The sequence below is a fragment of the Flavobacterium tiangeerense genome (assembly GCF_007830355.1).
Lineage (GTDB): Bacteria > Bacteroidota > Bacteroidia > Flavobacteriales > Flavobacteriaceae > Flavobacterium > Flavobacterium tiangeerense.
On sequence record NZ_VLKO01000003.1, the window covers coordinates 160637 to 177235 of the forward strand.

Annotated in this window: 11 protein-coding genes; 10 read left to right on the forward strand and 1 reads right to left on the reverse strand. The window is 34.1% G+C overall.

Translation table 11 applies throughout. The features are described 5' to 3' along the window. Positions 1 to 238 precede the first annotated feature (238 nt). From IQ05_RS03910 to IQ05_RS03930, 5 genes are all read left to right on the forward strand, one after another. Positions 239 to 1450, forward strand: coding sequence for an MFS transporter (locus tag IQ05_RS03910; protein ID WP_144890052.1), 1212 nt, complete (start codon positions 239 to 241; stop codon positions 1448 to 1450). A 346-nt stretch (positions 1451 to 1796) separates the two neighbouring features. Continuing rightward, positions 1797 to 4718: a peptidase associated domain and porin domain-containing protein gene (locus IQ05_RS03915; RefSeq protein WP_449404239.1), complete on the forward strand. Its 2922-nt coding sequence runs from the start codon at positions 1797 to 1799 to the stop codon at positions 4716 to 4718. A 10-nt stretch (positions 4719 to 4728) separates the two neighbouring features. Beyond that, on the forward strand, positions 4729 to 6078 hold the full coding sequence (locus IQ05_RS03920; RefSeq protein ID WP_144890055.1) for a DUF5689 domain-containing protein: 1350 nt from the start codon (positions 4729 to 4731) through the stop codon (positions 6076 to 6078). Positions 6079 to 6137: 59 nt separating this feature from the next. After that, entirely contained in the window at positions 6138 to 6599 is a 462-nt protein-coding gene (locus IQ05_RS03925) for an FKBP-type peptidyl-prolyl cis-trans isomerase (protein ID WP_144890058.1), read from the forward strand. A 170-nt stretch (positions 6600 to 6769) separates the two neighbouring features. Then, positions 6770 to 7636 (forward strand): hypothetical protein, encoded by an 867-nt coding sequence (locus tag IQ05_RS03930; RefSeq protein WP_144890061.1) that lies wholly within the window; start codon positions 6770 to 6772, stop codon positions 7634 to 7636. Positions 7637 to 7711: 75 nt separating this feature from the next. On the opposite strand, the gene IQ05_RS03935 is transcribed toward IQ05_RS03930, so the two are convergent. Next, positions 7712 to 9829 carry a glycoside hydrolase family 97 protein gene (locus tag IQ05_RS03935; protein WP_144890063.1) on the reverse strand — a complete coding sequence of 706 codons (2118 nt, stop codon included), beginning with the start codon at positions 9827 to 9829 and terminating at the stop codon, positions 7712 to 7714. 307 nt (positions 9830 to 10136) lie between these two features. Between IQ05_RS03935 and hflX the strand changes: the two genes are divergently transcribed. The 5 genes from hflX to IQ05_RS03960 all read left to right on the forward strand — a co-directional run bounded on the left by hflX (position 10137) and on the right by IQ05_RS03960 (position 16321). Next, complete coding sequence (gene hflX / locus IQ05_RS03940; protein ID WP_144890066.1) at positions 10137 to 11393, forward strand: GTPase HflX; 1257 nt, start codon at positions 10137 to 10139, stop codon at positions 11391 to 11393. A gap of 378 nt (positions 11394 to 11771) precedes the next feature. After that, positions 11772 to 12491 (forward strand): hypothetical protein, encoded by a 720-nt coding sequence (locus IQ05_RS03945; protein WP_144890068.1) that lies wholly within the window; start codon positions 11772 to 11774, stop codon positions 12489 to 12491. Between the two features lie 173 nt (positions 12492 to 12664). After that, a complete protein-coding gene (locus IQ05_RS03950; protein ID WP_144890071.1) occupies positions 12665 to 13699 on the forward strand; it encodes a serine hydrolase domain-containing protein in 1035 nt (344 codons plus the stop codon). Between the two features lie 615 nt (positions 13700 to 14314). After that, entirely contained in the window at positions 14315 to 15394 is a 1080-nt protein-coding gene (locus IQ05_RS03955; RefSeq protein ID WP_317133634.1) for an MBOAT family O-acyltransferase, read from the forward strand. Continuing rightward, positions 15395 to 16321 carry a D-alanyl-lipoteichoic acid biosynthesis protein DltD gene (locus tag IQ05_RS03960; RefSeq protein WP_144890078.1) on the forward strand — a complete coding sequence of 309 codons (927 nt, stop codon included), beginning with the start codon at positions 15395 to 15397 and terminating at the stop codon, positions 16319 to 16321. It begins immediately after the preceding gene. Positions 16322 to 16599 lie beyond the last annotated feature (278 nt).

Sequence of the window (16599 nt, forward strand, 5' to 3'; positions counted from 1 at the left end):
TCTTAAAAAAAAATTAGCCAGAGATTCACAGATTTTTAAATTAATGAAATCTGTGAATCTGTGGCATTTTTTAGAAACCCATTTTCATCAACTAAAACGTTCATTGTATTTTCAATAAGCTTTGTTGATGTACTTGAATTTATAAACAATAACGTTGTAATTTTTTTCAAATAGGTTGTTTGAACACAGCCAATCATTGCTTTTTGTAATTTTGGCCTTAAAATTAAAAACAATCATTTTGATAGACTTACAATTTCTTGGAAAAACCAGAACCAAAGCCAAGCTAAAAAAGAGTTATACACAAGCAAAAGTTTCTTATTTAAATCGCATACGCTGGGCGGTATCTGTATTTTACTTCGGGATGGGGTTGTGCTTTGCTACCTGGGCAAGTAGAATTCCAGATATCAAAACATCGTTGCATCTCAGCGAAGGAGCATTAGGAACCATTTTGTTTGCTTTGCCACTGGGGCAACTTATTGTTATGCCTTTCTCTGGTAAACTAGTCACCCGTTTTGGGAGTCATAAAGTTTTGATAGTTGCATTATTCATGTATGTAGTGAGCATGACAAATTTAGGTTTGGCTACAGCCGCATGGCAATTGTCATTAGGATTATTTGTTTTTGGAATTTTTGGAAATCTGTCTAATATTGCGGTCAACACACAAGGCGTCTATACAGAGGAATTATTCAAAAGAACCATCATGGCTTCCTTTCATGGCATGTGGAGTTTTGCAGGTTTTACAGGAGCATTAGTAGGTCTAGCCATGTTGTCCTTGCAACTCACGCCATACATTCATTTTATAATAGTAGCTGCGCTAGTACTTTTAATGATGCTATTTAACTTTAAATATTTGATAAAAGCCAAAGAAAAGATACAAACAGAACAGAAAAAATTATTTTCAAAACCAGATAGTTCCTTGTTATGGCTGGGTGTTATTGGGTTTTGCTGCATGGCCAGTGAAGGTGTAATGTTTGACTGGAGTGGGGTTTATTTCAAAGATGTAATTAAAGCTCCAGGGCCGCTTGTTATCTTGGGTTATACTTCATTTATGATCATGATGGCTAGCGGACGCTTTATAGGAGATGCCATTATTTTAAAATTCGGACGCAAGGTAGTATTACAAGTAAGCGGAATCCTCATTTCATCGGGGCTTTTTACAGCTGTATTTTTTCCGTATGTGATACCAGCAACGATAGCGTTTATGTTTGTAGGATTAGGTGTTTCAACCATAATTCCAACTGTTTATAGTGTGGCTGGAAAAACGCCTAATGTTTCGCCAAGTGCAGCATTAACAACCGTTTCTAGCGTAAGTTTCCTTGGTTTTTTAATGGGACCACCCATAATAGGATATATAGCTGAGTTGTCAAGTTTACGTTTTTCATTTGCATTTATAGGTGTTTTTGGACTCTTGATTGCCGTAATGGTTTCAAGAATAAAAGCAATCAAATAATGTTTTAGGAGCAGTCTAATTTATTTTCTAAAGCAGCAGTATTCCTGCTGTACGCAGTATCTTTCCTGTCCTAAAAAAAGGACAGGAAAGGATACTTACTGCCATCAGGGCTATACAGAAGAATTTATTTTCATCAGAAAAAATATTAATTTTTTTTCATGAAAATGAAAATGTTAATATTTTTTTAGTACTTTTAATATTATAATTCTTTCAATCAATATAATAAGTACGTCGCCCAGTTGCTAATACCACACAAACTGTAGCGTTTTTTCAAAGTTTATACCACGTTTCCAAAATTCACATTTAATTTTTTTGTTGTTGTCCTACAGAAGGATAACAACTAGTAATGATTTTAATTCAGCTGTTGCTCGTGCAATGGCTGAATTATTATTACTGTTTATTTAATCTTAAATTATTTGATGTTGAATTTATGAGTAAACTGTATTACCTATTGTTTTTTATCTTTTTTTGGAGTGGCATTCAAGCACAAGAAAGCACTGGTTTTTTTGGAAAAATAATCGATTCAAAAACTCAAAATCCCATTCCATTTGTAGTTGTTAGTGTTCAAAACACAACCTTGATGCAAGTCACAGACAAGGAAGGCAAGTTTGTTTTTGAGGGCGTTTCGCTTGGTGCTATTTTGGTTTTGGTTCACAGTCAAGGCTATAAAGATGCCTTATATCCGCTGGAGATAACAGTCGGAAAAATGGTTGACTTAGGAAATATAAGTCTTCAAGATGATCAATCTTTAGACTTGCAAAGTAGCATTATCACATTAATGGACAGTGATTTTAATGATGAGAACAGTTCCTCAGAAAGTACCTCTGGATTATTGCAATCATCTCGGGACGCTTTTCTACAAGCTGCCGCTTTCAACTGGGGACAAGCTCGTTTTAGAGTGCGTGGTTTGGATAGTGAACACTCCACGATGATGATCAATGGGGTAACTATGAATAAGGTATATGATGGTAGACCACAATGGGGTGAATGGGGCGGATTAAATGATGCACTTCGCAATCAAGAATTTACCTTAGGAACCGCTCCTTCTGATTATACTTTTGGAGGCATCCTTGGAACACAAGAAATAAATACTCGAGCCTCTATTTATAGACCCGGAACCAGAATTACATTTTCTGGAACTAATACTAATTACAACTGGCGTTCTATGGCTACGCATGCGTCTGGTATGAGTAAAAAGGGTTGGGCCTATGTTATTTCTGCTGGGAAACGCTGGGCTCAAGAGGGTTATTTTGAAGGAACAAATTACGATTCGAATTCGTTTTTTGTAAGCCTCGAAAAAAAGTTAAGAAGTCAGCATGCCCTTAACCTTACTGCTTTTTACACACCAAATTCTAGAGCTAAAAATTCGCCAAATACTGCCGAAGTTACGCAATTAACAAACCCAAGGTATAACTCCTATTGGGGTTTTCAGGACGGGAAAAAACGCAATGCTCGCGAAAAAACAATAGAGGAGCCTATTTTTATGCTCAATCATTATTTTAAAGTCAATGATAAAACAAATTGGAATACTAGTGTTTTTTATCAAATAGGTACTACTGCAAATAGTACCATTGATTATCAAAATGCCAATAGTCCAGATCCTACATATTATAGAAAAATGCCCAGTTATTATTCCTCACTATATGCACCAGATCAAGGAGAGTTTTCGGGAGCATTTACTCCTGATCTTGAAAATGCTGACAAAAGTAAAGCTGCTTTTTTAGCTAATCCACAACTAGACTGGCGGTCATTATACCTAGCCAATCAAAGGCCAATATTAGATGGAAATGGCAGCATCACAGGTTATGAAGCTGCTAGAAGTAAATATGTTTTGTATGAAGATCAAGTACAAGCCGAAACGGGAGCAGTGACTACAAATGTAAGTTCATCATTATCTGAAAATATTTTCATGAATGCAGGGGCTTCATTTAAGAAAATGAAATCAAATAATTCTCAAGTTTTAGTTGACTTACTAGGAGGTTCTTATTTTGATGATATTGATGCGTTTTATGATGGCAATCAATCACAATCTGATTTAAATAATCCCAACAGGCAAGTAGGAGTAGGGGACAAATATGGTTACAATTTTAATTTTTTTGCCAATGTTTTAGAGGCCTTTACGCAGTTTAAATTCTCATATAATAAAATAGATTTTTATTTGGCACAGCAGTTTTCGTCTACAAGTTATCAACGTGAAGGTTTGTACAAAAACGGCATTTACGAAACTAATTCTTTTGGAAAAAGTTATAACGTATCCTTTGAAAACTTTGGCTTTAAAGGGGGTTTAAGTTTCAAAATTTCGGGCAAACAAGTGATAGTATTAAATGCTGCTCATGCTACAAAGGCACCTACTTTACGAAATACGTTTGCCAATGCCAGACTCAATAACGCTATTGTAAATGATATAGAAAGCGAAACCAATAGCAGCATTGATGCTAGTTACGTGTACCGTTCCCCAAAACTGAAAGCAAGAGTAACCGCTTATTTTTCTAAATTGAGAAATGCTACTCAGATTTCCTTTTTTTATGCCGAAGGAATTTTTGATGACGGCGCAGGTTTTTTGAACACAGATGCGTTTGTGAGTCAAACTCTGACTCAATTAAACAAGAAAAATATAGGAGCCGAGTTAAGTTTGGAATACCAATTGACCCAAACAATAAAAACCACATTTGCTGCAGCTGTAGGTCAATACATCTATGACAATGATCCAAAAGTTACCCTTACAAATGATGCGGCCGCTACTCCCGAAAATAATGCTCCTGTTTTTGATTTTGGAAAAGCATCACTCAAAAATTACAAACAAGCAGGAATGCCTCAACGAGCCTATTCATTAGGAATGGAGTATAGAGACCCCAAGTATTGGTGGATAAGTGCTAATGTAAATTATTTAACAAACACTTATATTGATGTTTCTCCCATTTTGAGAACTGGAATTTTCTATAAAAATCCAGCAAGTGGTTTTAATTTTCCTGAGGCTACAGAGGAGCGTGCTGCGCAATTGCTTCAACAAGAAAAGTTTGATCCTGTAACCTTACTCAATATTATAGGAGGGAAATCATGGATTATTTATGGAAAAAATGTAGGTGTTTTTGCAAGCATCAATAACGTGCTAAATACAACCTACAAAACAGGAGGTTATGAGCAGGCACGCAATGCCAATTTCAGACAGGTTAATCAAGACATTAGTAGTGGGACACCCTCTTTTGGACCCAAATATTTCTATGGCTATGGCCGAACTTATTTTGTGAATCTTTATATCAATTTATAATTCAAATCATATGAAATTAAAACTGTACTTTTTTGTAGTGCTATCTTTAGCGTTATTTAATAGTTGTGTGCCTGATGAAGTACCTGCACCAAAACTTACATGTAACCAGCCCAATTTTGTAACAAATAAATCAGTAAGTGACATTCATGCTACTGCAAATGCTATTGTAACGCAGTACAAGTATGACGATGTTATTGAGGCTTATGTAGTATCTAGTGACGAATCGGGGAATTTTTTTAAATCAATATCTTTTCAAACCTTGGCAACAGCCACAACCCCTGCACTTGGGTTTAGTGTTCCTGTTGATGCTACTAATTTATACATAGATTATAGATTGGGAAATAAAGTGTTTATAAAACTAAAAGATCAATACACAGATATAGAATATGGAGGTGTACGTATTGGTAGCATTTTTGTTAACTCATACAATCAAGGCGGTGTGGGACGATTGTCTCAAAATGATTATAAGAAAGTATTGAACGCTTCTTGTGTGACCGTTAAGGAGGAAGCCCTTTTGCGAACTGGAACAATGGAGGCTTTACTAAAAGATGCCAATTTGAATACTTTGATTGAGTTTAAAGAGGTTCAATTTACCGAAACAGCTGTAGGACGACACTATTTTGAAGAAGCAAATAATGTAGGAGGTGCCACAAATTGGGGTTTAAATGACAAAATGGGAAATCAAGTGTATGTAAGAACCAGTAGCTTTTCTAATTTTGCTTCAAAAATAGTCCCAGATAAAAGCGGAAAAGTACGAGGTGTACTCACTAAATATGGAAATGATTTTCAGTTGCTACCTCGCTCAGAGCAAGATATTGTAATGACAACACCAAGAGCAACGCCTTTTTTCTCTCAGAATTTTGATCAAGTGGCAGACAACTCCAATTTGAGTTTGCCAGGTTGGGGCAATTTTGTACAAGCTGGTTCTTTATTCTGGAAAGGTGCAGTTTATGCAGGAAATGGGTTTGCTGAGTTTAGCATATCAGGTACCAAAGTTATCTCTAACATTGCTTGGCTAATTACTCCAAAAATTGATATGGATCAGTATACAAAAGAGGTTTTAACTTTTAGAACAGCGCAACATCACTTAGACATTGATTCTCCATTAAATGCATTAGAGGTTTATGTTTCTTCTGATTTTGATGGGTTGAATGTTACTACCGCCACCTGGAAACTATTGACGGTGAACCTGCCCAAACAAGCTACGCCATGGTATCAGTTTATAGGTAGCGGCGCCATTGATTTATCAGGGTATACTGGAAAAATCAATATTGCTTTCAAATACATAGGGTCTGGACGAAACTTAGCTCTTGATGGTTCGTTTCAAGTAGATGACGTACAAGTTTTTGGGGAAAAATGATTTCTTTTATTATCATTCTTGAATTGCTATATTTGCAGCAATAATCAAATATAAAACCTATGAAATCTATTTTACTTGCCCTCATGTCTATCTTATTTGTATCTTGTTTCGGGGACAATGAAGCACAAAAACAAGTAGACTACACTACACAAAACGAAAAAGAAATAGTAGATTATATTGCCAAAAATAAATTGAATGCCATAAAAACAGGTACCGGATTGTACTATGTAATTAATGAGCCTGGAACTGGAGATCAGCCAAAAGCAACCTCAAACGTAACGGTAGCCTACAAAGGATATTTTACCAATGGCTCTGTTTTTGATGAAAGCAAACCAGAGGGAATTTCTTTTGGTTTAAATCAAGTGATCAAAGGATGGACTGAAGGAATTCCTTTTTTCAAAAAAGGTGGTAGCGGTGTTTTATTAATTCCGGCGCACTTAGGCTACGGAGGTAATGCAACCGGTCCTATTCCTGGAGGTTCGGTGCTGATTTTTGATGTAAAATTAATATCCGTAAATTAAGTTCCTTTTTACACGAATAAAAAAGAGAAATCTGCTCCGGTAGATTTCTCTTTTTTTATAATAACTTTTTGATACTATATTCTTGAAAAACTTCTGGTAAATCAGAATTAAAAGAAAAACGGTACATAGGTTTTTGTATTTTAGCAACCCCAAATCGAAACTAAAAACAAATGAAGACCTATCTATTTGCTCTTTTTATAATGGCAATGCCATGCCTATTACTCAGTCAAAGTCCCAAGCCTGAGGTAAAATTAAAAGCGATACACTGTGTAAAAACAAATTTCAAAAATTTAAAAGACGGTGAAATCATTCATAAAAACTACACTTTTAAAGATGGAAAGTTACTCAGCATCAAAACATCTGATGTGATTCAAAGTTTTTTTTACAATCCAAAGGAACTATTGGACATGACGGTCAAAGAGCGCGTAGGCAGTAATTGGAAAGAGGTAATTAATTATACCTATAACAACAATGATCAGCTCATAAAATTCACCAAAAAATATGAAGAAGGCGGCGAACTAGTTACTAAAACCGTTACCATAAGTTATGAAGGATCGCGCGTAAAAGTAACTACTAAAAAAAGCACCAACCACCAAATCGTGCTGGATGACATTGAATATGTAGTTGAAAACGGAATAATAGTAAGACGTTCCACAAGAGACAGAAACCAACAAATTGTTAAAAAAGTAGAGTACCTTTATTTTAAAGAAAACCCCATACGCCACAAAGATTTATTGGGTGATAAACAAATAAAAAACTTCACCTTTGATGATAAAAATTCAGTAAACGCCTTGCTGGTGCAAAATATTTTCGGAACGCATTATAAAGTTATTGTACCCATTATTTCATGGCATGAAGAAGAATTTGAGTTTGAATCTATTGGCAATAACAATGTTTTAAATTTTAGTTCGACCTCAGTAGATGTCGTAGGAAAAACGAGGAAGTACAAGTACAACGCCGCAAATTTTCCAGTATCATGTTCTCTTATAGAATCAAACGGAATTGTAAAAACTGAAATTAGCTACAGTTATGAGTAAGGCATCACTGCAAACAAATCTATACACAAAAGGCTGTCCTACAAGACAGCCTTTTCATATTTAATGATTACTTAATTACTTTTTAATCTCTATAATACTGATTGCATAACCACCACCAGGAGCAGCAAGTACATCTAGTTTTGAAGCGTTAGTAACTTTAACTTTTTTAATTGTATACGCTTGCGGATTGGTTTTATAATGCGCGTCTTTAGCATCAGCATAAACGGTAGCTTCGTACGTTTTTCCTTTATCTAAAAAATCAAATTTTAGTATTGCCGTTCTAGGAGTTTCGCCATTTACGTTACCTACGAACCAGTTGTTTGTTCCTTTGGCTTTACGCGCAACGGTTACGTATTGCCCAGGTTCTGCTTCAAGGTATTTACTATCGGACCAGTCAATAGCTACATCTTTAATAAACTGAAACGCATCTGGAAAACGGTCGTAATTTTCTGGTGTATCAGCAGCCATTTGCAGTGGGCTGTACATAGTCACGTACAAGGCTAACTGATTAGCAAGTGTACTGTTTACATGAGAATTATTGTCTTTATTCAACTTGCTCAAGTCCATTTCAAATATTCCTGGAGTGTAATCCATTGGTCCGCCTATTAAGCGTGTAAATGGTAAAACCGTCACGTGATTGGGTTTTGATCCTCCAAAAGATTGGTACTCGGTTCCTCTTGCTGCTTCGTTACCTATTAAGTTAGGATACGTTCTCGCAATTCCTGTTGGTCGTACCGCTTCGTGAGCATTCACCATAATTTTATAATCGGCTGCTTTTTCAATGGCGTATTGGTAATGATTGATCATGAATTGGTTGTAATGATTGCCACCGTTTTCAATAATGTCACCAACATAACCACTTTTTACAGCATCGTATCCGTTGTCTTTCATGAATTGGTACGCTTTGTCTAAGTGGCGTTCGTAATTGCGCACTGAACCTGAAGTTTCGTGGTGCATGATCATTTTCACACCTTTTTCTTTAGCATAAGCTTGCAAACCTTTTACATCAAAATCAGGATAAGGCGTCACAAAATCAAAAACATAATCTTTTAAATGACCAAACCAGTCTTCCCAACCTTCGTTCCAGCCTTCAACTAAAACTCCATCAAAACCATGTTTAACAGCAAAATCAATGTATTTTTTTACGTTGGCATTGGTGGCGCCATGTTTTCCGTTTGGTTTTACTTTTGAGAAATCAGTTACGCCAAGTTGAACGGTTGGCAACTCATCTGTGTAAGCCCAAGAACTTTTTCCAGTAATCATTTCCCACCAAACTCCCACATATTTCAGCGGCTTAATCCAAGAAGTATCTTCAATTTTGTTGGGCTCGTTGAGGTTCAATGTCATTTTAGAGGCTAATATTTCTCTTGCATCATCACTCACAATGATGGTACGCCATGGCGAATGTTGAGGCGCTTGCATGTAACCTTTATCACCTTTTGCATCTGGAGTTAACCACGATTCAAAAATCATGTTTTTATCATCTAGGTTCAAGTGCATGCAAGAATAATTGATCAATGCCGCCTCGTGTAGGTTGATGTACAATCCGTCAGTTGTTTTTAGCATTAATGAAGTTTGCACTCCAGTATTCGAAAATGATTTTTGAGATACATTTGCAGTTGTAGCTTTCTCAGTCAACCCTCTTATTTCGGATAGTTTAGAGCTGGTATAATCGTATTCCTGTGTATCATAATCGCCTGGAATCCAAAATGCAGTATGATCGCCAGTCATGGCAAATTGGCTTCTTTCTTCTTTGATTACAAAGTAAGTTAGGTTTTTTTGCGAAGGAAATTCATAACGAAAACCCAAACCGTCATTGAACAAACGAAAACGAATAATCATTTTACGTTCCGTTTCTTTTTGTTCTAAAGTAACAGCTAGTTCGTTATAATTATTTGTTATGGTGGCAACTTCGCCCCAAACAGGCTGCCAATTTTCGTTAACACTGCTTGTTTTTTGATCAACAACCGTAAAATCATTTAGTAATGATTTCTTGTCATTTTTCAACTCAAGACCCAATTTACTGGTTTTAATAACTGCTTTATTTTTATAGGCTAAGGTATAGGTTGGCGTTCCATCGGTTTGTAATGCAAATTCCATTAGCATTTTTCCGTTTGGAGATTGCAACTGTTGTGCTTGTACCGAGCCTAAAAACCATAGACAAAGAACTGTTGTAAAAAAGAATTGCTTCATTTTTAAAAATGTATTTCAAGTTAATGTTATGTTTAAAAATTTGTCGCAAGCCATAACGCAGCAGCAATCACAATTTTTAAACCCGTAAAAACAAAAGTAATTCCTTTTTTATTATTTCAAGTACAAATTTGCTTAATCTGAACTGGAGTGAAAGCAAGTACCTAGGAACGCCAATTTCTTTTCAAGGAAAGTTACCATTTGGCTTGACCGCAAAAAAACTATCATTATTCACGGCAAATACATTTTTATAAACCCATAGCTTCATAAGTCGCTTACAAATCCGTAAATTTGTAGCTTATTCAATGACATGTTAGAAAAAGAAGTAATCAATTTCGAAAAAACCGCTTTAGTTGGTATCGTAACTCAAAATCAGAGTGAAGAAAAGTTAAACGAATACCTAGACGAATTAGAGTTTTTAACCTACACCGCTGGTGGAGAGGTAATCAAGCGCTTTTCACAAAAAATGGAGCGCCCTAATCCCAAAACTTTTGTAGGTACCGGAAAAATAGAAGAAATTCACCTTTTTGTAAAAGAAAATGGCATTTCGACCCTAGTTTTTGACGACGAATTATCGCCGTCACAACAAAAAAATATATCTAAGATTATCACCGAATGTAAAATTCTAGATCGTACCCACCTTATTCTAGACATTTTTGCACAACGTGCCGAAACCTCTTATGCCCGTACCCAAGTGGAACTGGCGCAATGTATTTACATGTTGCCGCGTTTATCCGGACTTTGGACGCACTTAGAGCGACAAAAAGGGGGAATTGGAATGCGAGGACCGGGTGAAACCGAGATTGAAACCGACCGTCGTATTGTGCGTGACCGCATAGCCTTACTCAAAGACAAAATCAAAACTATTGATAAACAAATGGGCGTGCAACGCAGCAACCGCGGTGCTATGGTTCGTGTGGCGCTAGTTGGGTATACAAATGTTGGGAAATCTACCTTGATGAATGCCGTGGGCAAAAGTGACGTTTTTGTAGAGAACAAACTCTTTGCAACGCTAGATACCACCGTAAGGAAAGTAGTCATCAAGAACCTACCTTTCTTACTTTCGGATACCGTAGGATTCATTAGAAAATTGCCTACGCAACTAGTAGACTCCTTCAAAAGTACACTCGATGAGGTACGCGAGGCCGATTTATTGCTGCACGTAGTCGATATTTCGCATGCAGATTTTGAAGACCATATCGAGTCCGTAAATCAAACCTTGCAAGACATCAAGGCGCATGACAAACCTGTAATTATGGTGTTCAATAAAATTGACGCTTACAAACCCCTAGTCATTGACGAAGACGATTTGATGACCGAAAAAACGCCAAGACACTTCACGCTAGAGGAATGGAAAGCCACCTGGATGAGTAGAGTAGGAGAGCAAAACGCTTTGTTTATATCGGCCACACACAAAGAAAATTTCGAAGAATTCAGAGAGCGCGTGTACGAGTCTGTACGTCAGATACACATCACCCGTTTTCCATACAACAAGTTTTTGTACCCAGATTACAATGATGCCATCGAGAAAGACGAGGAAGAAGACCATGAAACCGAAATAGAATAATCGTTTCACAACCTTATACCATATCCCTTTTGACTTTCAAGAGGGATTTTTTTTGGGCATGCCCTAGCTTTCACTAGCGTTGCAGCTGCGTCAGGCTGTTCGCTATATCTTTTTATACCTTTTAGGCTACTAGCCTCTTAAAGGCTAGTAGCCTAAAAGGTATAAAAAGGATGCCGCTTCCATCCTTCATGCGGGGCTTGGCGGTAATTACTGACGTTTAGGATTTTTAGGCTATTTGTAAGAAAAAATTAATATATTTGAGAATCAATACAACGTGAATGTCATCCAACTTTCGATTCAAAATTTGGATGGATTTGCTGGAGTTTGTTGCAAGTGATGTACTAGTTGTCCATAATGCTATAAAAAAATAGAGATTATATGAAGTTAAAAACAAAATATGTATTCTTTTTTATCTTTTTAATTCATTGTTTTACAGGGTTTTGTCAAAAAAATCAGTTTATTCCAAAAGGTTTTATTGAAACAATACCACCAAAATTTGAGAGTGAGGAATGGTATAAATTAAATAATTCTCACAATGAATTTGGTGTCAAGATTAGCAACGGAAAACTTGAAATTGAAAAAACTAAAGAAAAGAATAAATGCTCACTTAAAATTAAAGATGGAACACTTGTGGGAATGGATGGTGGAGAATTTGGGGGGCAATTAATTTTTGTACCAGATGATAAAACTAAGAACACAATAAAAATTAATAAAGGAAATGTAAAATATATTTTTAATTATAAGGGCAAAAATTATTTCATTCTTGGATATGCTCATATGGGTACTAGTGAAGGTGCATTATATGAACTTGAAAGAAAAAACAAAGACTTTAAATTTAAAATGCTTTTGGATTTTGGAGATGCTCCTCAAGCATTTACGATATACAAAGATAAATTTCTAGTTGCTACATATGGTAGTTTTTTTACAATCCAGAATTTCAAAAAAGAGCTGTTTTTTGAAAAAATATTTTGGAATGGTTTATATCCTAACTCAATTGCAGTAGCTGATGATAAAAATGTATTCGTTGGAATAAGAAGTGGAATAGTAAAAATTGATTTAAAAGAAAAATCCTTTAAATTTTATAAACACACGAAGTAAAAAGCACTGTAATAAGGGTTAAAAACGGATTTGGTCAATCAGCTTTTTGTTTGGGATGATTTGCTTCACCTATCGTTATCGCTCAAGTGACAACTCCTTATAATGGGCTTATTATAATTATAAAACCGCCGCATTCACAGAATGTTGGGCATCATTTTAAAAATCAGAAATCAATGAAATTTAGTATTACAATTATATCTTTTATCCTTCTAATATCTTTTAAAACTATTGCGCAGAATAAAAACGAAAATGATTTAACTGCAAAAATCGACTCTATTTTAGAAAGTAATAACTTTAATGGAGTGGTATACATAACCGAAAATTCAAAGCAAATATTTTCTAAAGCTATGGGGTACTCAGATTTAGATAAAAAAAATATTTTAAAATTTAAGGATCAATTTGTAATAGGTTCTATTAGTAAACAAATAACAGCAGTTTTAGTATTGCGTGAATTTGAAAAAGGTAAAATTAAACTTGATGATAAAATCAATCAATATCTCACTCAGATTAACCAACCCTGGTCAAAAGAAGTTACAATTCATCAATTACTTACTCATACACATGGAATTGTAACATTAGATGAACCTTTAGAATTCGTACAAGGTTCTCAATTTCATTATTCTCAGTTAGGTTATGAATTACTTGCGCAAATTCTTGAGAAAGTAACAAACAAGAATTTTGAACAATTATCAATGGATTTTTTTAAACAAAATGGTTTAAAAAATACTTTCCATCCTAATAATAAAAAATATAAAAATCTGGTAAAAGGGTATGAAGAGAATGAAGATAAACTATTAGAATATGCTTCAAATAGTTTGGATAATTATGTTCCAGCAGGTGCTTTCATTTCAAATGCAGCGGATTTAAATAAATGGAGTCAATCATTATATTCGGGGAAACTTGTCAAAACAAAAACTCTAAAATTGATGGAAACTAAATATGCCACCCGAATTCACCCAATTTTTGATAAAGTTGATTATGGATATGGTTTACTTTTTCAAGATGGAGAGCAAAACATACAAATTGGTGCATTAGGGTATGCACCTGGTTTTGCTTCTGCCTGCTATTTTTATCCACAAACAAGAAGCAGTGTAATAGTTTTGGCAAATACAGCAAAAAATTTAGATAATTTTAAAATGACATTCAAAGTACATACCGAAATAATGGACTTAATGAAGAAACGAAAAAAATTAGTCGAAAAAATTTAAAGAAATACGAATTAAAAAAGCCGGAATAAATACTCAATGATAATTAAATACTTCATAATCAATAATAAAGACAATTTTTTACATCTATTTAGCAAAATAATCACAAGTACAATTATTGATAAAGTTTTTTTAAGAAGAAGTGAGGAAGCTTTTGAAGTATTAAAAATTGAAACAACAAGAATATAGGAAGTAGATAATTTATTTCCTTCCTCATTATCGGTTATTAATAATTACATTTGTTTGAATACATTTATATTTTAATTTATGCTATTTAACAAAATAGAATTTGCTTTCTTTTTTCCTCTAGTATTTTTGCTCTATTGGTATCTTTTTAATAAAAATGTAAAGCAGCAAAATCTCTTTTTATTAGTAGTAAGTTTTTTCTTTTTCGCTTGTTTTGATTGGCGTTTTTTGTTCTTATTACTTTTCTCCATCATTTTAGATTTCTCCATTGCACATAAAATATACAATTCTAAACACCACAAAAAAAGATGGCTTTGGTTCTCTATTCTTGTAAATTTATGTTTCCTGGGTGTTTTTAAATACTGTAATTTTTTTATTGATAATTTTTCAGAAACGCTTTCTTTTTTCGGCTTTAAACCGAATGTCTGGTCCTTGCAAATTATCTTGCCTGTTGGAATTTCCTTTTATACGTTTCATGGTTTATCCTATATAATTGATGTTTATAAAAGCAAAATAAAACCAGTAGAAAGTCTTGTTGATTATTCTCTTTTTGTTAGTTTTTTCCCCTTGCTCGTTGCAGGACCTATTGAAAGAGCTACCCATTTATTACCGCATATTCAAAGTAAAAGACATTTCGATTATTCTAAAACGGTTGATGGATTAAGGCAGATTTTATGGGGATTGGTAAAAAAGATCGTAATAGCAGATAGTTGTGCAACGTATGTAAATTTGATTTTTGACAACCCTGATGAATATTCAGGAAGCTCTTTAGTTATGGGAGCCATCTTATTTTCATTTCAAATTTATGGCGACTTTTCAGGGTATTCAGATATTGCATTGGGTACGGCAAGAATGTTAGGCATAGAACTTTTGCAGAATTTTTCTTTTCCATACTTTTCAAGAGATATAGCTGAGTTTTGGAGACGTTGGCATATTTCCCTCTCCAGTTGGTTTAGAGATTATGTTTATATTCCGCTTGGAGGTTCTAGAGGCTCAAAATGGCAAAACATTAGAAACGTGTTTGTCGTTTTTATGTTAAGTGGTTTTTGGCATGGTGCAAATTGGACTTTTGTTATTTATGGTTTTATTAATTTTTTATATTTCTTACCCTTATTATTGTTTCGAAAGAACAGAGATAATTTAACAATCGTAAACCCCAACAACCTAAAATCCATACTGATTACAATTTTCCAAGTTTTTTCAACTTTTATGTTAGTTTCCTTGGCAAGAGTATTTTTTCGTTCGCAATCAGTAGGTGATGCCATGATGTATTTTAAAAGAATGTTTTCTTCTTCTTTATTTACATTTCCAGAAATTTTTCCTAAAACAGTTTTGGGATATGTTTTTCTGTTTTTATGTATTGAATGGATTGGAAGAAACGATTTATTTGCTCTAGAAAAATTTGCTATGAACTGGAAAAAACCTTACCGGATAGCTTTTTATTATGTTTTGACGCTACTAATATTCTATTTTTATGGACAAGATTATCAATTCTTATATTTTCAGTTTTAAATGAATACAGTAATAAAAAAGGTGTTATTATATCTAATGCCGTTATTTTTGGTATTTATTGCATTTGAACTATTTTATCAATTGGTTCCCAATGACTATTCTGTAAAGAACGCTACAATTCCTAAAAAATACGATAGTACGGAGATTTTAATTTTTGGAAATTCACATAATTTTTATGGCCTAAATCCCAAATATTTTGACAAACCAACTTACAATTTGGCACATATAAGTCAGTCACTTTATTTTGACAAAATTGTGTTTGATAACTATATTGACAAATTCAAAAATATAAAATGCATTATTTTGAATGTAGAATATACCAGTTTAAGCGAAATAGTGGATACAGAAGAAAATAAGTGGAGAAAATATTACTATCAAACGTACATGAATTTAGAAGTGCCATCAATTAATAAATATGATTTCACAAAATATTTTTTATCCTCTACTAGAAATTTTAATGTAAATACTAAACTCGTTTTAAGATACTTGAAAGAGGGGACAATAGTAGATTGTGATCAAAATGGGTTTGGCATAAACTATACAAAAGCAAAAAAAATAGCGTTACTAAAGAAAGATGCTTTAACACGAGTAAAAAGCATAGAAGATAATTTAATCAATTTTGACGACAATATAGTTAGGATTCAGTCCATAATAGATACTTGCCAAAAAAGAGGTATAAAAGTAATATTAGTGAATATGCCTGTTTCCAGTTATTTTTCTGAAGGCGTTAATCAACTCAAACAAAAAAGAATACAGGAAACTTGTAGCAAATTGGTAAGAAACAATTATAATGTAAGCTATCTAAATTTAGTAAAAGATAAACGATTTACAAATGATGATTTTTTTGATGCAGACCATTTGGACACGGATGGTGCTACTAAATGTTCTAAAGTTGTAAATACTTTCATTAATGAGCGATTAAAATAGACATTGAAAATAAAGTTTTCTTGTAGCAGCTTAAGTTTCGCTGCGTTTGCAAGTGGAATCATGAATACAGGCATAGCGCAGCCAAAAAATTAATTCATGTAGTAATTCTAGTTAGATAACTTGTTATCTTTTTACTATAGTAGCTTTCGCTGGCTAGTATTTTTCTAGTTTCCGTAAAGTTTTCAACTATTAACTTATACTTCAAGCCAAACTACTCTTAGTGATAGTTCGTTTTTTGTAGTTTAAATCTATTACATTTACCCTAAAAAAAAGAGTTT